The organism is Nonomuraea sp. NPDC049141, assembly GCF_040648415.1.
In the GTDB taxonomy this organism is placed as follows: domain Bacteria; phylum Actinomycetota; class Actinomycetes; order Streptosporangiales; family Streptosporangiaceae; genus Nonomuraea.
Genome location: NZ_JBEZDR010000007.1, coordinates 4,159 through 22,385, shown reverse-complemented (window position 1 = coordinate 22,385; position 18,227 = coordinate 4,159). Strand labels below are relative to the sequence as shown.

General features: G+C 72.1%; 7 protein-coding genes (1 of these 7 running past the window's edge). All 7 read right to left on the bottom strand.

Translation table 11 applies throughout. The annotated features are described in order from the left end of the window. Tightly spaced (each overlapping or abutting the next), the 7 genes in view from AB0B91_RS21720 to AB0B91_RS21690 form a layout consistent with a single transcriptional unit that may run on beyond the window. Positions 1–304: the start of an amino acid adenylation domain-containing protein gene (locus tag AB0B91_RS21720; RefSeq protein WP_358322262.1), read on the bottom strand. 2,729 nt of this gene lie to the left of the window's left edge; 304 of the gene's 3,033 nt are visible here — the first part of the coding sequence; its start codon is at positions 302–304; the stop codon falls past the left edge of the window. Beyond that, positions 297–3,419, bottom strand: a complete 3,123-nt coding sequence (locus tag AB0B91_RS21715) for an amino acid adenylation domain-containing protein (RefSeq protein ID WP_358322259.1) — start codon at positions 3,417–3,419, stop codon at positions 297–299. The genes AB0B91_RS21720 and AB0B91_RS21715 overlap by 8 nt, the downstream gene beginning before the upstream one ends. Next, a complete protein-coding gene (locus AB0B91_RS21710; RefSeq protein WP_358322256.1) occupies positions 3,416–6,556 on the bottom strand; it encodes an amino acid adenylation domain-containing protein in 3,141 nt (1,046 codons plus the stop codon). Before AB0B91_RS21710 ends, AB0B91_RS21715 begins: the two co-directional genes overlap by 4 nt. After that, positions 6,549–6,740, bottom strand: a complete 192-nt coding sequence (locus AB0B91_RS21705; protein WP_358322254.1) for an MbtH family NRPS accessory protein — start codon at positions 6,738–6,740, stop codon at positions 6,549–6,551. The genes AB0B91_RS21710 and AB0B91_RS21705 overlap by 8 nt, the downstream gene beginning before the upstream one ends. Next, a complete protein-coding gene (locus AB0B91_RS21700; protein ID WP_358322251.1) occupies positions 6,737–12,154 on the bottom strand; it encodes an SDR family NAD(P)-dependent oxidoreductase in 5,418 nt (1,805 codons plus the stop codon). The genes AB0B91_RS21705 and AB0B91_RS21700 overlap by 4 nt, the downstream gene beginning before the upstream one ends. After that, positions 12,151–16,779 carry an amino acid adenylation domain-containing protein gene (locus tag AB0B91_RS21695; RefSeq protein WP_358322248.1) on the bottom strand — a complete coding sequence of 1,543 codons (4,629 nt, stop codon included), beginning with the start codon at positions 16,777–16,779 and terminating at the stop codon, positions 12,151–12,153. Before AB0B91_RS21695 ends, AB0B91_RS21700 begins: the two co-directional genes overlap by 4 nt. Beyond that, a complete protein-coding gene (locus AB0B91_RS21690) occupies positions 16,776–18,227 on the bottom strand; it encodes a thioesterase domain-containing protein (protein WP_358322245.1) in 1,452 nt (483 codons plus the stop codon). The genes AB0B91_RS21695 and AB0B91_RS21690 overlap by 4 nt, the downstream gene beginning before the upstream one ends.

Genomic DNA, 18,227 nt, shown 5'->3' with positions numbered 1-18,227 from the left:
GCACCTCCGGCCGCCCATCGGGGCCGGCGGGGAAGGTCATGCGCAGGCTCTCGTGCCGGGCGACCACGGTGTCGAGCGACTGCTGCAGCCGTTCGGTGTCGAGCGGGCCTCGGAGCCTGGCCGACACGGGTAGCACGTAGGCGCTCGTCCCGGGGGCGAACTGCTCCATGAACCACAGCCGCTCCTGCGCGAACGACAGCGGTGGATCGCTGCCCTCGGTACGTCGCGGGATCTCCTCCGCAGCGCCCAAGCCCGCCACCGCCTTGCGGAAGCGGGCCTCCATGCGCGCACGCCGCTCATCCACGCTCGTCGGCCTCCTCGGCCAGGTGCTCCAGCGCCGCGGCCAGCAGGCGTGGCGTCGGGTGGGTGAAGGCCAGCTTGAGCGGCACCTCCAGCTCGGTGGCCGCGGCGATGCGGGCCGTGGTCCTGGTGGCCAGCAGCGAGTGGCCGCCGAGCTGGAAGAAATCGTCCAGCACGCCCACCCGCTCCAGCCTCAGCACCTCGGACCAGACCATGCAGACGAGCTCCTCGGCCGCGCTGGCCGGCGGCTCGTACGTCGCGCTCTGCGGCTGGCCCGGTGCGGGCAGGGCGTCCTGGTCGACCTTGCCGCCGGGGGTCAGCGGGATGCGATCGAGCGAGACGATCGCGCTGGGCACCATGTGCGGGGGGAGCTCGGCGGCGAGGTGATCGCGTAACGCGTCTCCGGCGTCGTGGACGGCGTAGGCGATCAGGCGGTCGTCGCGGACCACCACGGTGGCCTGCCGTACTGACGGGTGGGCGAGCAACACGGATTCCACCTCGCCCGGCTCCACGCGGTAACCGCGCACCTTCACCTGCCGGTCCAGGCGGCCGAGGATCTCCAGCCTGCCGTCCAGGCGGAAGCGGGCCCGATCGCCGCTGCGGTAGCGGCGCGAGCCGTCAGGGCCGGGGACGAAGCGCTCGGCAGTGAGGGCGGGTGCGCCCCGGTAACCGCGAGCCAGGCCGCTGCCGCCGATGTGGAGCTCGCCTGCGACACCGGGCGGAACCGGCAGCCCGTCGGGGGCCAGCACCTGGAGCGTGGTGCCAGGCAGGGCGACGCCCACGGTCGGGCGGCGCAGCGCCTCGGCGGGGTCCATCTCGGCGGTGGCGGCGATGATCGTGGTCTCGGTGGGGCCATAGCTGTTGATCAGGCGAACGCCCGGGGGCCCGGACTCGTACCAGGTGGCCAGGGCGGGGCCGGGCAGCGGGTCGGCGCCCAGGATGAGCAGCCGGAGACCGGGCGGCCAGGCGACGCCCATGGCCACCAGTTCCTGCCAGTACGACGTGGGCAGGTCCAGCACGGTGAGCGCGGAACCCTCCGGAGTCTTCAGGAAGTCGGGCAGCGGGTCGTCCGGGCACAGGACGAGCTCGGCGCCGGCGGCCAGCGCCGGGTAGATCTCCTCGGCGTGCGTGTCGAAGCTCGGCGAGGCGAACTGCAGGACGCGGTCGCCCGGCCCGAGCTCGTAGTGCTTCCGCATCCAGCTCACCCGCGACGCGAGTGCTTCGCGCGGCACCTCCACGCCCTTGGGGCGCCCGGTCGAACCCGAGGTGTAGATCACGTAGGCCAGCGAGCCCGGCGCTGTGCCATTGAGCGATTTTCCCGACTCGCGTAGATCGTCCTCGTCCAGCACCAGGGCCGCGCCCGCGTCCGCCGCCATCCACCGCAGCCGCTCCGGCGGGTAGGCCGGGTCGAGCGGCAGGTAGGCGCCGCCTGCCTTGCCGACGGCGAGCATCCCGGCGATCAGCTCCACCGAGCGCTTGGCGCGCAGGCCCACGACCGTGTCCGGGCCGACTCCGGCCTCGGACAGGCGCCCCGCCAGCGCGGTGGCCATGGCGTCCAGCTCGGCGTAGGTGACCCGGCGGGTGCCGTGGCTCACCGCCGGCGCGCCGGGCGTCAGTCGTACGCGCTCCTGGAAAAGGTCGAGCACGTCGCGCGCGGGCGGCTGCGGGGTGTCGAGGACCGGCAGCCTGTCCTCGGGCAGCATCATCGCCGCGCGCAGCGCGGACAGCGGCGCGCCCGGGTCGCCCGCGACCGTCTCCAGCACCCGCTCCCACCGCCGCAGCAACCGCGTCGCGGTCTCCTCCTCGAACAGGTCGCCGGCGTAGGACAGCATCGCCCAGAGGGAGCCGTCGAACTGGGTGATGTCCAGCATCAGGTCGAACTTCACCTGTGTCGCCCCCGGGTCGAACATCTCCACTTCGATGCCGGGCAGCGGAAGGGCGGAGGCCTCCTTGTCCTGGATCACGAGCATCGCCTGGAACAGCGGCGTCGTGCTCAGGTCGCGGCGGATGCCGAGGTCGTTGAGCAGGCGTTCGAAGGGGATGTCCTGGTGCGCGAAGGCGTCCAGGACCGTTGCCCTGGTCCGCGCGAGCAGCGTGCGGAAGGACGGGTCGCCGGACAGATCACCGCGCAGCACGAGCGTCTCGGGGAAGAAGCCGACGACGTCCTGGAGTTCCGGGCGATCGCGCCCGGCGATGACCGAGCCGACCGTGAGGTCGTTCGTGCCGCAGTGCGCCGCCAGCAGGAGCTGGTAGGCGGCCAGCAGGACCATGAAGAGCGTGCCGCGCTCTTCCCTGGCCAGCTGCTCCAGGCGGGCCGTCAGCTCGGGGCCGATGCGGCGCGCGCAGTAGTCGCCACTGGGTCGGCGTACGGCCGGCCGCGGCCGATCCGTAGGCAGGTCGAGCGGCTCCACGCCGTCGAGCTGGGCGCGCCAGTAGTCCAGAGACGCCAGCGACGGCTCGCGGCCACGCTGCCAGGCCGCATAGTCGCGGTAGTCGACCGAGGGAGCGCTCAGCCCGGCCGCGTTCCCGGCGTAGCAGGCGGCCAGCTCGGAAAAGATGATCTTAAGGGACCAGCCGTCGGCCACCAGGTGATGCAGGACCAGGCAGAGCACATGATCGGTTGCCGACAGCGTGATCAGGTGCACCCGCACCAGCGGGCCCGTGGCCAGGTCGAACGGCGTATTGGTCAGCTCGGCCACGATCGCCGTGGCGCGCGCCTCGCGTTCGGACGCAGGCAGGTCCGCGAGGTCCACCAGCACCGGATCGAGCCTCAGCTCCGGCTCGACGACCTGGACCGGACTGCCTTCTACGGCGGGGAAGCGGGCCCGCAACATCGGGTGTCGCGCCGCCACGGCGGTCAGCGCCCTGGCGAGGTCCTGGGTGGACAACTCACCGCGCAGCCGCTGCACCATGTACATGTTGTAGGAGGTATCGGCAGGGTCGAGCCGTTGCAGGAACCAGAGCCGCTCCTGTCCGTAGGAGAGCGGCGCCGGCGCGTTCGGATCGCTGCGCGCGGGAATGCCGGTGGGCCGCGCCTTCGGCTGCCGCAGGAGCTTGCGCTCCAGCGCCGCACGCTGTTCCGGGCTGAGCCGGGCCAGCCGCCCTCTCACCTCACTCATCCGTCCGCGTCCTCCGCCAGGAGATCGTCCAGCTCGACGTCGCCGAGCTGGAGTTCCAGTACGGCCAGCGCGTGCTCGGCCACCGTGGTGAGCTCGAAGCAGACCCGCAGGTCCATCTCGATCCCGTACGCCTCCCGGTACCTGGTGATCAGCAGGACGGCCAGCAGGGAGTGCCCGCCGAGCGCGAAGAAGTCGTCCTCGATGCCCACCCGGTCACGGCCGAGCAGCTCGCCCCAGAGCGCGCACAGCTCCTCCTCCAGCGGCGTCTCCGGCGCGACGTATGTGGTGCCCAGATCGCTGCGGCCGGGCCCGGTGGGCGGCGGCAGCGCGGCGCGGTCGAGCTTCCCGCTCGGGCCCAGGGGGAACTCGGTGACCTGCACGAACGCCTGCGGCACCAGCGCCGGCGGCAACTTGCGCGCCAGCCCGGTCCGCATCTCGTGCGACAGCTGGTTCGCCTCGCCCGTCCAGTCCACGTAGGCCACCAGCCCGCGGCCGCCCGGTGCGTCATTACGCAGGGCCACGACGGCCCTGCGCACCCGGGTGTCCTCGGCGATCGCCGCCTCGATCTCGCCTAGCTCGACTCGCCAGCCGTGCACCTTCACCTGGTCGTCGATGCGGCCGAGGAACTCCAGCTCCCCGTCGGCGCGCAGCCTGGCCAGGTCGCCGGTGGCGTACAGGCGCGCGCCCGGCGGGCCGTACGGGTCGGGGACGAAGCGCTCGGCCGTCAGCCCCGGCTGTCCTGCGTAGCCGCGGGCCACCTGGACGCCGCCGATGTGCAGGTGACCGGGTACGCCGACGGGCATCGGCTCCAGGTGCTCGTCGAGGACGTGCAGGCGGCAGCCGGGCATCGGGCGGCCGATGGGGATCACCGTCTCGCCCGGCCGGCAGGCGTGCCAGGAGACGTCGACGGCCGCCTCGGTGGGGCCATAGAGGTTGTGCAGCTCCACGCCGGGTAGGCGGTCGAAGAAGCGGGCCACCATCCTGGGCGGCAGCTCCTCGCCGCTGCACACCACGCGCCGCAGGGACGTGCACGACTCGATGTTCGCCTCCTCCAGGAAGAGGGCGAGCATCGACGGCACGAAGTGCATCGTGGTGACCCCGTGCCGCTTGATCAGGTCGCGCTGGTGGCTGGGGTCGCGGTGGCCGCCCGGCCGTACCGGGACGAGGCAGGCCCCCTGCAGCAGCGGCCAGAAGAACTCCCACACCGACACGTCGAAGCTGGTCGGGGTCTTCTGCATCACCACGTCGCCGGCCGTCAGGCCGAACGTCTCCTGCATCCAGGCGAGGCGGTTGACGATGCCGCGGTGCGTGTTGACCACGGCTTTCGGCCGGCCGGTCGAGCCCGAGGTATAGATCAGATACGCGGCGTCGTCCGGTCCGGTCACCGGCTCGAGATCACCGGAGTCGAGGTCGTAGTCGTCCTCCAGCAGCACCGCCTTGATCGACCCGCCGGGCAGCAGGTGGCGCTGGGTGAGCAGCACCCGTGCGCCGCAGTCGGAGAGCATGAACTCCAGCCGGTCCCGCGGGTAGTCGGGATCCAGCGGCACGTACGCCGCGCCCGCCTTGAGGACGGCGAGAAGCGCGACGACCAGCTCGGGCGAGCGTTCCGCGCAGACCGCGACGGGTCGGCCACGTTCGACGCCGATGTGCCGCAACCACCGGGCGAGCCGGTTGGCGCGGCCGTTGAGCTCGGCGTAGGTGAGCGTGACATCGCCGAAGAGCACCGCGGGAGCGTCGGGAGTCGCGGCGGCCTGGGCCTCGATCAACGCGTGCAGGGTCCCGGGCGCATCCTGGGGCGCACCGGCCCCGAGGGCCAACACCTGCTCACGCTCTTCCCCCGCGAGCACCGGAAGCGCGGAAACCGTCCGGTCGGGGTCGGCGACGGCCGACTCGACCAGCGTCCGCAGGTTCGTCTCGAAGCGTTCGATCGTCTCCGGATCGAACAGGTCGGTGGCGTACTCCAGCCGGGTGTGCAGCTGCCCGTCGCGCATGTTGAGGTCGAGCTGGATGTCCACCTTCGCGGTGCCGTTGGCGATCTGCCCCTCGTTGGTGAGTACGGCCAGGTTGAACATCACCTGATAGAGAGGCGGCACGCTCAGATCCCGGGTCGGCTGCAGGTCCTCCACGAGCCGCTCGAACGGCAGCTCCTGATGGTCCAGCGCCTCGGCCACCGTCGCCCGCACGCGGGCGGCGGCCTCGCGGAAGCTGGGCGCGCCCGACAGATCCACGCGCAGCGGCACCGCGTTGACGAACATGCCGATGACCGGCTCGGTCTCGGGCAGCAGCCGTCCCGCGATCGGCGTGCCCACCACGATGTCGTCGATCCCGGACCAGCGCGACAGCACGGCCGCGTACGCGGTGAGCATCACCGTGAACAACGTCGTGTTGAGGTCCTTGGCCAGCCGCTCCACGCCCGCCGACAGCTCGGGGGAGTAGACGCCGAGCCGCATCTCGCCCCGATAGGTACGGCGAGCCGGCCGCGGCCGATCGCCCGGCAGAGCGAGGTCGGCGGGCACCCCGGCCAGCCGTTTGCGCCAGTGCGCCAGCTCGGTCTCCAGGAACTCGCCGGACAACCTGCCGCGCTGCCACACGGAGAAGTCGGCGAACTGGATCGGCAGTTCAGGCAGCTTCGGCACCCGGTCCTCGCCGAGCGCGTCGTAACACTCCCCCACCTCGTCCATGAAGATCATGGAGGAGACGCCGTCGAAGACCGTGTGATCGAAGACGATGATCAGCCGCAGATCGTCCTCGGCCAGCTTGACCTGCCTGGCACGGTACAGCGGCGCCCGCTCCATGTCGAAAGGCAGGACCGCGTCCGTCCTGGCCAGGCGGGCCAGCTCCGCCTCGGCGCCGGCCCGCGGAAGGTGGGTCAGGTCTGTCTCCGTCAGCGCCGTGGGCGGCGCGTCGGGGCTGACGATCTGCACCACCTGCCCGTCCCGGAACTCGAACGTGGTGCGCAACGCCTCATGGCGCCGCACCACCAGATCGATCGCCCGCTCCAGCCGGCGCGGGTCCACCGGCTGCCTGGCCGCCATCGGCATGAGCATCCCGATGTTGTAGACGGCCAGGTCGGGCTCGAAGCGCGAAAGAAACCACATCCGCTCCTGGCCGGAGGATGCGGGAAAGGCATCACTCACTGTTCATCGCCTCTCGCAGGCTCTTCGGCCGCATGTCGGTCCACGCCTGCTCGATGTGTTCCAGACATTCGTCCTTGGTGCCGGAGAAGCCGGCGTCGTACCAGCCGGAGGGGTTGTCCCGGTCGGCGGGCCAGATGGAGTACTGCTCCTCGTCGTTGAGAACGACCTTGGTATCTGCGCTCATGCGGAACTCCGGGGAAGGCGGGGGATGGTCTGGGCGGCGGGCCCAGGGGTGGGCCCAGGAGTGGGCTGAGCGGCGGCGTCGATCAGGGCTGCGACCCCGGCCACGGTCGGCTCCTCGAAGAGGCTGCGCATCGGCAGCCGCACCCCCAGTTCCTTGCGGACGAGGGCGATGAGCTGGACCGCGATGAGCGAGTTGCCGCCCAGCTCGAAGAAGTCATCGTCGATGCCGATGTGGTCGCCGCCGAGCACCTCGCCCCACAGGCGGGCGATCGTGGCCTCGGCGTCGTTGCGCGGAGCGACGTAACCCTCGGCAGGCGCCTTGTCCTGCCGGTCGGCGATCGCTGCCGGATCGAGTTCGGTCTCGACGGTCTCCTGGGTCAGCGAGCCGACGCCGGCGACGAGCTCGGCCACCGTACTGGCTGCCACCACGACCTGAGGGCCGAGCGGGGCGGCGAGCAGCCGGCGCAGGGACACGGCCCCGTCGGCCGGCCTGATGCCGGCCGCGTCGTCGGCCGACGGGGCCGTGGCGGCGCGCTGAGAGTCGGCGCTGGCGACGACCCCGGACACCACGGCATCGGTGTCGATCCTCCGGAGGACGTAGTCGGAGACCTGCACCAGCACAGTGCCATCGGGCGCGATCAACGTGACGTCGACGACCAGCACTTCGTCGGTGTCGGTGCTGGTGATACGCAGGTGGCTCCAGAACGCCTCGGGCAGGCTCCCGCGCACGGTGATGCGGCCGTAGCCGAGCGGCAGGTAGTGACCCTCGACCTGGACCCAGCTGAAGGTGGTGGCGGCGTCGAGGAGGGCCGGGTGCAGCCCCCAGCGGTCGAGATCGACCAGCATCACGTCGTTGGCCTCGAACAGCCCGAGCGCCTCCTGCTGGCCGATATGCGTGGCGGTCAGGGTCCTGCTCCAATGCCCGCCCAGCGTGAGCAGACCCGACAGCGGGACGCCGCCCTGCCCATCCGCCGAAGGCACGCAGCGATCCATGACCGCGCGTAGGTCCACGCGGTCAGCAGGCGGCGGGTTCACCTTGGCCGCGATGCCTCTGGCATGGGTGCGGTGTGACCCGCCGATGATGCTCTGCACCTGGAACTCCGCGCCGTCCGCCTCCGGTGTGAAGATCACCCGTACCTCGGCGGTCGCCCCGTCGGCCACCGACAGCGGTTCGACGAACACCACGTCCCGCAGCTCGACGAGCCCGCTGCCGGGCAGCACCGCCTCAGCCGCCGTCCTGGCCAGCTCGAGGTGACCGGTGCCCGGCAGCACCGGTACGTCGGCGATGCGGTGTTCGTCCAGAACCCAGTGCGTGCTCGGCGAGAGCGTGCCGCTGCACCAGTCGAGTCCGTTGCCTCCCTCCCCGGCGTGCCGCGCGTTGAGGACCGGGTGGTCGATCGCCTTGATCCGGTCGCCGCGCTGCAACGCGACGAATCCGGCGGGCGCCGCGGTCTCCGCCGCCATGCCGACTTCCAGCCACCTGCCCCAGTTGACGCTGACGATCTGGGCCGCGTTCCAGCCTCGTCCGGCGCGGGCGTGCGCATCGAGGAAGTTGTTGGCCGCGCAGTAGTCGATCTGCCCGAACCCGCCGGCCACCGCGGTGATCGACGAGCAGAGCACCACGGCCTCCAGCTCCAGGTCGCCGAAGGCCTCCTGGAGCGCCAGCGTGCCGAGCACCTTGGGGCGGAGCACGGCCTCCGCCGCCTCCCTCTCCTTGATCTGGGCCATGCCGCCGCCGGGCAGGCCGGCCGCGTGCACGAGCATGTCCACCCGGCCGAAGGCGGCGAGCGTTTCGTCCCTGACCCGGCGCATGTCCGCCGGATCCGTCACGTCGGCGGCGAGGGTCAGCACCCGCGCCCCGGCGGCCTCCATCCGGCGGATCGCCTCGACGGCGCGCGCCTCGCGGGCCGACCGCGGCGGGCCGTCGGGCAGCCCGGTCCTGGACAACAGGACGAGGTTGACGCGGGCACGCGCCGCCAGATCCTCGGCCAGCGAGATGCCGATGCCGCCCAGACCGCCGGTGATCACATACACCTGGCCGTCGCGCGGCTCACCCGGCTCGCTCGCCACCTCCACCTGCTCGTATCCGAGCAGCCACCGCTTCCCGCCGCGCAGGGCGACCGGGGCCAGCAGCCCGGCTTCGCCGGGCTCCGCCTCGCGGCCCAGCTCGGCGGCGACGCCACGCACCGCATCCCGATCCGGCGCGTCGATGTGGCGGACCCGCAGCCACGGCGTCTCCAGGGGGACGACCCGGGCGAAGGCGGCCAGCGTCGCGTGCTCCGGCCTGGTCAGATCGTCGCCGACGACGTCCATCGTGCCCGCGGTCACCAGATCGAGCTGCACACCCCCCGGAGGCTGGGCCGCCGACAGCGCTTGCACGAGACCCAGGACACCGAAGAAGCCGCGGTCCTGTGCCGCCCACGTCTGCTCGCCGCCGGTGAGGGCCCAGGCGTGCACGATCCGCTCGGGAATCTCGCCGACCGCTTCGAGCAGCGCGTCGTAGTCCTCCCGTACGGCCGGCCGTACGGTGAAATATCCGTCGGAAGCGCCGGACGCGGTGTCAAACGCCGTGCCCGGCCGTACCTCCAGAACCTCGGCCCCGGAAGCGCGCAGTGCGTCAGCCAGCGCGGCCGAGTCCTCGTCCACGAAGGCCAGGCAGCGCGTGATCGGCGACGGCCCCGCCGTCGCCTGGGCCGGACGGGCGGGTGCCTGGCGCCAGACGGGCACGCCGTACCACTGCTCGGGCGGCAGGGGCCCGTCGGCCTGCTGCGGGCGGGCGACGCCGCCGACGAAGGCGCCCTGCGGGTCGGGTTCGATCCAGGCGCGCTGCCGCTCCCACGGGTAACCCGGCAGCGACACGCGGAAGCCGGGGCCGCCGAAGTCGTCCAGCTCGATGCCGTGGACCCAGAGCGTGCCCACGGCCTGCGAGAAGACCGCGACGTCACCGGCCCGATCGCGCGGGCCGGGCAGCGACGGCAGCGGGGCGATCGCACTGGCCGGCAGTTGGGTGCCTGCCAGGCCGGACAGTTGCCGTCCCGGCCCGCACTCGATCATGATCCATTCGCCGTCGGCCAGGAGCGTCGAGACGCAGTCGCCGAAGCGGACCGGTTCGCGCACGTGCCTGGCCCAGTAGGACGGGTCGGTGGCCTCCGCGGCGGTGATCCAGGTGCCGGTCACGTTGGACAGGAACGGCAGGCTCGGGGCAGCCGGCTCGGTGGCCGCGACCAGTTCGCGGAACTCGCCGAGCATCGGCTCCATCATCGCCGAGTGGAAGGCGTGCGAGGTGCGCAGCGGGGTGCAGCCGATGCCCTCCTCCTCCAGCATCTCGGCCAGTTCCCTGATCGACTCGGACGGACCGGACACGACGCACGTGCCGGGGCCGTTGATGGTGGCCACGGAGACGTCGTCGGGCAGCATCGGCGCGATCTCGTCGGGCATGAGCTGCACGGCCAGCATGGAGCCCGGCGGCATGCCCTGGATCAGCCGCCCGCGCGCCGCGACCAGCCGCAATGCGTCGGGCAGTGTGAAGACGCCGGCGATGGTGGCCGCTGCGTACTCGCCGATGCTGTGGCCGATCATCGCGGCCGGTTCGACGCCCAGCGAGAGCCAGAGCCTGGCCAGCGCGTACTCGACCGTGAAGAGGGCGGGCTGGGTGAGTGAGGTCTGCCTCAGCGCCTCGTCCGCCTCCTCGCCGGTGGCGAAGATCTGCTCACGCACGTCCAGGATGGCCGCGCACTCGTCGATCGCCTCGCGGAAGACCGGCTCGTTCCGGTACAGCTCCGCGGCCATGCCGCCGTACTGAGAGCCCTGACCGGAGAAGAGGAAGGCCACCTGCGGAGGTCGCTTCGGCTTGGCACCGGCGACGATCCGCTTGGGGTCGGCCAGCGCGGCCACCGCGTCGGCCGGTGACGTGGTGACGACGGCGGCCCGGTGCTTGAGCTCGCGGCGGCCCACGCGCAGCGTGAAGGCCACGTCGGCCAGGTCCGTCTCGGGGTGCGCGGCCAGGTGCGCCGCCAGGCGTTCCCGCGCGGCGGCCAGCGCCGACTCCGTCCTGGCCGACAGCTTCAACAGGTGCGCGGGCTGCTCGCGGGGAAGGGGCGGGCGCGGCGGCGCCTCTTCCAGCACGGCATGCGCGTTCGTGCCGCCGATACCGAACGAGCTGACCCCGGCGCGGCGCGGGAAGCTGTCGCGCTCCCACTTCGTCGGCGAGGAGACGACGTAGAACGGGCTCGCCGGGAAGTCGATCTTCGGGTTGGGACTCGTGTAGTGCAGCGTCGGCGGGATCAGCTTGTTCTCCAGCGCCAGCACTGTCTTGATCACGCTGGGAATGCCAGCCGACTGTCCGAGGTGGCCGATGTTGCTCTTGACCGAGCCGATGCCGCACCACTGGGTGTCGGTCGTATGCTCCGCGAACACGCTGGACAGCGCGGCCACCTCGATCGGGTCGCCGAGCCCCGTGCCGGTGCCGTGCGCCTCGACGTAGGTGACCGTACGAGGATCCACGCCGCCCACACCCAGCGCCTGCGCGATCACTGCGGCCTGCCCGTCCAGGCTCGGCGCGGAGAAGCCCACCTTGCTCGCGCCGTCGTTGTTGATCGCGTTGCCCAGGACCACCGCGCGGATGTTGTCGCGGTCCTCGATCGCCTCGGACAGCCGCTTCAGCACGAGGACGCCGCCGCCGCTGCCCCAGATCGTGCCGCCGGCGTCGGCGTCGAAGGAGCGGGTGTGCCCGTCGGGCGAGACGATGCCGTCCTGGTCGTAGACGTACCCCTCGCCCTGCGGCAGGTCCAGCATGGCCGCGCCGGCCAGCGCCATGTCGCATTCGCCGTTGCGCAGCGCCTCGCACGCGATGTGGAACGCCACCAGCGCGCTCGAGCACGCGGTGTGCACGGTGTAGCTGGGACCGCGCAGGTCGAGCTTGTAGGAGGTGAGGGTCGCGCAGTAGTCGACGTGGTTGCCCACCATGACCGCCAGCCAGCCGGCGTTCTTGTGGGCCTGGGCGTTACTGCGAATGTTCCGCCACTGGTAGGCGTCCGTCCCGGTCCCGGCGTAGACCCCGATCTCGCCCGGATAGCGGAACGGGTCGTAGCCCGCATCCTCCAACGCCGTGTGCGACAACTCGAGGAACAACCGATGTTGTGGATCGCGGACCTCTGCTTCCCTGATCGACATGCCGAAGAACGCCGCGTCGAAGTCCTCATGGTCTTCCAGCACCATGGCGGCCGGCACGAAATTCGGGTCGGCCAGCATGCCTTCCGCGACGCCCAGCGTCCGTTGCTCCTCCAGGGTGTAGGTGGTCAGCGACTCCACGCCGTCGGCGAGGTTGCGCCAGAACTGCTGCGCGTCACCTGCTCCCGGGACCCGGCACGACAAGCCGATGATCGCGATCGGCTCAGCCGTGGGCTCGTCCGTCATGGGGCAGTCCCCTTCTCGTTGCGGTTCCTCAACCTGTCTCGTCGTACGGCCAGGCGGCGCGCCGCCCGGTCCAGCCCCGGACTGCCGCCCGCGCCATCGAGATGCGCGGCGAGTGTCCGGATCGTGGGGTGCTTGAACAGCTCCATGATCGGGATCTCGCGGCCGGTCGCCGCCTTCAGCCGCGCCTGCACGGCGGCCATGGCCAGCGAGTGGCCGCCGATCTCGAAGAAGTTGTCGTCGGGGCCGAGCCGCGGCAGGCCCAGCACGGCGTGCCACACCTGGGCGACCGTCTTCTGCGTGGGACCGTCGACCTTCTGCGTGGGACCGCCGAGGCGGCCGTTGGCCTTCGGCTGCTCGAACGGCCGTCCGCGCAGCGCGGCGCGGTCCACCTTGCCGTTGGGCGTCAGCGGCAGCGCGGGCAGCGCCACCACCTCGGTGGGTACAGCGTGCTCGGGCAGCACGCGGCGCAGTTCCTCCAGGATTCGATGCGCCGCCAGCCCCGGTCGGGCGGGCACCACGTAGCCGATGAGCATGGTGCCCTCGACCCTGGCCGCGGCGGCACGCACGTCCCGGCAGGCGGCGAGCGCCGCTTCCACCTCGCCCAATTCGACCCGGAACCCGCGCACCTTCACCTGGTCGTCGGCGCGCCCCGCCGGGGTGATCGTGCCGTCGGGGTTGCGCCGGCCGAGGTCCCCGGTGCGGAAGCGGTCGCCGGCGAAGCGCCGGCTGGTCAGCGCCGGATCCAGGTAGCCTGTAGCCAGATGGTGGCTGCGGACGACCACCTCGCCGAGCTCGCCCACACCGGCCCGCCTGCCGTCCGGCGCCACCACGATGATCTCGCTGCCCTCGACGGGCCGCCCGATCGGCACGATCTCCGGATACGGCTCCGCGAGCTCGTGCCACGCGTGCACCTGTGGCGTCTCGGTCGTGCCGTAGAACGCGACGAGCCGGGCATGGGGCACGAGCGTGCGCAGCCTGCCCGCCTCGGCACCGGTGAAGCGGTCGCCACCAACGCCGGCCAGCCGCACGTCGGGCAGCGTGGCGCCGGTGCCCGCCAGCATCGCCGCGAGCTGTGGCGTCAGGTGGAGGACGGTGATCGCATGCTCGCGCAGCCAGGTGACGAGCTTGGCGGGATCGCGGGTCAGCTCCTGCTCGGGCACGAACAGCTCGGCGCCCGCCGCGGCCGGGACGAACATGTCGCGCAGCGCCGGATCGTGGGCCAGCCCGGACAGGAGTGCGAACCGATCGTGCGGCTCGATGGCAAAGGTGCGGACATACCAGGAGATGAAATGAGCCAGTGGCCTCTCGGCGGTGACAACCGGCTTGGGATCCCCTGTGGTGCCTGAGGTCATCGAGAGATAACCGGGCCCCGGCAGATCAGCGCTGCCCTCGCGCAGCTCGATCTCGTGGTCCCGGAGGACCGCCCGGGCTCCCGCGGCGGTGATCTGCCTCTCCTGTACGGCAGGAGGATAAGCCGAGTCGATCACCACCCACCGCGCCCCCGCCGCCAGCACGCCGAGCAGGATCCCCGGCAGCTCGGGCACCCGAGAGGCGACGACGGCCACCACGGCTCCCGGCTCGACACCCGCCTTCCGAAGCGCCGCTTCGGTCCGCCGCCGCGCGCCCGCATGCGCGTCGCCGACCAGCTCCAGCAGTCCGGGCCCGGCCCAGCCCGGGAGCTCCACGTCGGGGGAGTCGTGTCCCACCCGCCCCGTCAGCAGCTCATCGAGCAGCTCGACGTAGCCGTCTACCAGAGCCGCCATGCGCTCGGCCGTATAGAGGTCGGGGTTGTAGACCAGCTCCAGCGCGTAACCGTCGCGCTGCTCGCTCACGTACATGGTCAGGTCGAACAGCGCCCCCGGCAGCCCGGGCCGCAACGGCTCGCTCGCGCAACCGGCCAGCTCCAGCCGGGCCTGCGCGAAGTTGTACATGTTGAACATGACCTGCGTGATCGGGTTGCGGCTCAGGTCGCGCGGCTGCCGCAGCGATTCCAACAGTTGCCCGAGCGGCACGTCCCGGTGCCTGATCGCCGCACCCAGCTCGGCCGCGCACGCCGTCACCTGCTCCGCGAAGTCCCCCTGAGGGCGTAGCCGCAGCGGCAGGACCTGCACGCACATCCCCACCAACGACTCGAACGCCACGTTCGGCCGGTCCGCGTACGCCGCTCCCACCACCAGGTCGTCCCGCCCCGACAGCCTGGACAGCTGCCGGCCGAAGGCCGCCAGCAGCACCGCGTACGGCGTGGCCCCCAGTCTCGCAGCCAGCTCGGCCACCCGCTTGGCGAGCGTCGCATCCAGCACACCCCCGCAGGAGGCGCCGTGGAAGGTCTGCGCGGGCGGCCTGGCCCCATCCCTCGGCAGATCCAGCACCAGCGGGGCATCGCGCAGGTGCTCTCGCCACCAGCTCAGCGCCTGGCCGTCGCCGTGCCCGCGCAGCCAGCGCACATAGTCGGCGAACCCGTGCCCTGGCGCTTCGACCTGCTCGCCGCGGTAGGCGACGGCCAGGTCCCGGTAGAGCACATCCTGCGACCAGCCGTCGAACACCAGATGGTGCGCGGTCAGGCAGAGCACGTGCTCGTCCGGGCCGAGCCGGATGAGCCGCGCCCGGAACAGCGGTCCGGCGGCCAGGTCGAAACGCGCCCGCGCCTCCGCCTGCAACGCCTCGGCCAGTTCCTCAGGGGAGCGGTCGTCGATCGGCAGCGGCACCTCGCCCGGCGGCGCGACCGTCACCTCGGGGACCCCTGCGCGCGTGCCCACCTGCCAGCGCAACGCCTCGTGGACCACCACCACGGCCGTGAGCGCGCGCTGGAGTGCGGCGGTGTCGAGTGGGCCGCGGATCCGCTCGGCCATCGCGATGTTGTGCGCGGTGGACGCCGGCGCCAGCTGCTCGACGAACCACATCCGGCGCTGGGCGGGGGAGAGCGCGGCAGGGCTCCCGGTAGGCGGCGCCGCAGCGGTCTCCCGCGGCGCGCGCTCCACCAGCGCACGCAGCTCGCCGAAGGTCCTGGCCGCGTACACGTCCTCGACCGACACCGCCCGGCCCAGCTCCGCGCGTACCGCGGCCACCAGCCGCATCGCCCGCAGCGAGTGCCCGCCGCGCTGGAAGAAGTCGTCTCCGTCGTCCGGGGCGGGCGCCTCCAGCACCCGCGCCCAGATCCCGGCCAGTCCTGTGCCGCTTCCCCGCTCCGGCTGGGACTGCGCCCGGAGCGTGGCGAGGTCGACCTTGCCCGAGGCGTTCAGCGGGAGGATGGCCAGCCGTACCAGCCTGCTCGGCAGCATGTACGTCGGCAGCCGCACGGCCAGTTCCTTGCGCAGCTCGGCCAGGTCGGGCGCGTCCTCGGGCGTCACGTAGGCCACCAGCTCGCCCGCGAAGTCCACCACCGCCTGCAGCACCCTGGGATGCGCGCGCAGCGCCGACTCCACCTCGCCGATCTCCACCCGCTGCCCCTGGACCTTCACCTGGCGGTCGAGGCGGCCCATGAACGAGATCTGGCCATCCTCCTCCCACACCACGTGATCGCCGGTCCGGTACAACCGCGCGCCCGGCTCCGCCGCGAACGGGTCGGGCACGAAACGCTCGGCCGTCAGCCCGGGCCGGCCCAGGTACCCGCGGCTTACCTGCGGCCCACCGATGAACAGCTCACCGGGCACACCGGGCGGGCACTCGTTCAGGTCCTCGTCGAGGATGTGCGCCCGACAGCCGAGCAGCGGCCGCCCGATCGGCAGCGGCCGCTCCCACACGCCGTCGAACTCGCCGCCCACCACGCAGACGGTCGACTCGGTCGGCCCGTACCAGTTGTGGAAGCGCGCGTGCGCTGACCACCGCGCCACCTGCTCGGGCCCGGGTGGCTCGCCCGCCGTCACCACGTCCTTCAGGTACGGCAGACGCGCCGGATCCACCAGCGGCAGCAACGCAGGCGGGATGAATCCCCAAGTGACGTCGTGCTCCTCCAGGAAGCGCTGCAACCGAGCCGGATCCACCCGGTCCTCGTCCGGTACCAGTTGCACGCAGCCACCGGTGGTCAGCGGGGCCAGCATGTCCAGCACCGAAACGTCGAAGCCCAGCGCGGAGAAGGCGACCGAGCGGCAGCTCGCGTCCAGGCCGAAGTGCGCGGCCGTTGAGGTGACGAAGGCGACCGCGCTGCGATGGCTGACCACCACGCCCTTGGGACGGCCGGTGGAGCCCGAGGTGTAGATGACGTAGGCGGCATTGCCCGGCACGGCGTCGCTCTCCTGAGGTGCCGCGGTGCCGGCCGAAGCCGGGACGAGGGTACGGCCGCAGCCGTCCAGGAGCTCACGGCCGCGCCCGTCCACGACCGCCACCGCGATCCCGGCGTCCTCCAGCACCTCCTCCAGGCGCTTGCGCGGATGACCGGGATCCAGCGGCACGTAGGCACCGCCGGCGAGCATGATCCCCAGCACCGCCACCGGCATCAGCGGGGTACGGCGGGCGCACAGGCCCACCCGCGTCTCCGGCCCGACGCCGAGCTCGCGGAGCCGGCCCGCCAGCGCCCCGGCTTGCTCGACCAGCTGGGCGTAGGTCAGCACGTTCTCCCATTGCCGGACCGCCGGGGCATCCGGGGTCTTCGCGGCCTGGGCCGTGATCAGACTGCTGAGGAGCGTCATCCTCCGGCCTCCACGCTCTGCCGTACCAGCCGGCCTTGCCGTACCGTCTCGAAACGCAGCAGGAAGCGCGGCGCGCGGACGGCGATCGCGGCGATCGCCCGGCCCAGCGGCAGGTGCGTCACCCGCCACTCCGCCAGCCGCGCCGCCTCAGGCGCCGCCTCGGGCGCCCAGGTCGTGCCCGGTCGCTGCCCGGCGAACCCGAACAGCGCCGGATCCACCCGCAGCCCGTCACCCTTCAGCACCGCTTCCTTCGCCGTCCACGTGCGCAGCGCGCTGTGCAACCGCAGCTCCTCGGGCAGCGCGGCGAACTCATCGCGCTCCCGCTCGTCCAGCACGCCCTCGAAGAAGGCCTGCTCGTCGGCCGGCGGGCGGAAGCGCTCGAGGTCGGCGCCCACCTCCCGGCCCGTCGCCAGCGCGACCAGCACGAGCCCGCCCGATTGGCTGAGGCTGTAGGTGAGCTCGGTCCCGGTGTACGGCTTGCCGCCGGGCCGGGTCGGCAGCTCGTCGACGCCCGGCTCGACCCCGTACTCCCTGAGCAGCCGCCGCCGCAGCACCGACCTGCCGACGAACCAGCGCCGGTGGTCCTCCTGCCGGAACCTGGCCGCTCGTGCCACCTCCCTGGGCGACAGCTCGTCGACGGCCGCGCACATCTCGGGCAGTTCCTCGAGGTTGGCCAGCCACACGTGCACCTCGTCCGAGGCTAGGCGCTGCTGGGGGCCCGCTGCGATCGTCCGCGCCACCTGATCGCCGTGCGTGGCGAGGAAGAGGTGCCCGGCGTCGAGCGTGTGCAGGCGGAAGGTCGAGGAGGTGTGGCGGGCCCAGCCGAGCATGGCGGGATGGGTGACCTCTCGGTCATGAGCGCCGGCGAAGGCGACGATGGGGACGTCGAGCGGCTCCTGCCTGGCGAAGCGGTAACGGCGCAGCCACTCCATGTCCGTCCGCAGGGCGGGGATGAGCACAGCCTTGACCTCGGGCTGCGTCCGTAACTCCGCGGGCGCGCCCAGCCGGTGGATCAGCTCTTCGATCAGGTCCTCGTCACCCAGGCCCGTCCACCGCCCCAGCGTCTCCTGGCGCTCCGGCGGGTGCGCGGCGCCGACGTAGAGGCATTCGGGCGCTCGCACGCCCAGCCGCCGCAGCTCGCGCACCACCTCGAAGGCGACCCGGCCGCCCATGCTGTGCCCATAGATCGAGTACGGCGTGCGGTGGTGGGCGGCGATGGACCGTGCGATCAGCTCCGGGGAGAGGGCCCCGGGTTCAGCAACCCGGCCTTCACGACCGGGGAGCATCACCACCCGTACGTCGAAGACTCCGTCGAACGCCTGCCTCCATGGCCAGAAGGCGGAGACGTCTCCACCGGCGTAGGGGAGGCAGAAGAGGAGCGGAACGCCGGGCGGGTATCGCCTCAGCGAGGTGAACGGTGTCTCGGCCAGCACGTGTTCGTCTCGCAT

What these genes read in the sequence shown, in the direction of transcription:
- AB0B91_RS21700 (WP_358322251.1), bottom strand. Translation starts at nt 12,154, where the DNA reads ATGACGGACGAGCCCACGGCTGAGCCGATCGCGATCATCGGCTTGTCG.
- AB0B91_RS21705 (WP_358322254.1), bottom strand. Translation starts at nt 6,740, where the DNA reads ATGAGCGCAGATACCAAGGTCGTTCTCAACGACGAGGAGCAGTACTCC.
- AB0B91_RS21715 (WP_358322259.1), bottom strand. Translation starts at nt 3,419, where the DNA reads ATGAGTGAGGTGAGAGGGCGGCTGGCCCGGCTCAGCCCGGAACAGCGT.
- AB0B91_RS21695 (WP_358322248.1), bottom strand. Translation starts at nt 16,779, where the DNA reads ATGACGCTCCTCAGCAGTCTGATCACGGCCCAGGCCGCGAAGACCCCG.
- AB0B91_RS21690 (WP_358322245.1), bottom strand. Translation starts at nt 18,227, where the DNA reads ATGCGAGACGAACACGTGCTGGCCGAGACACCGTTCACCTCGCTGAGG.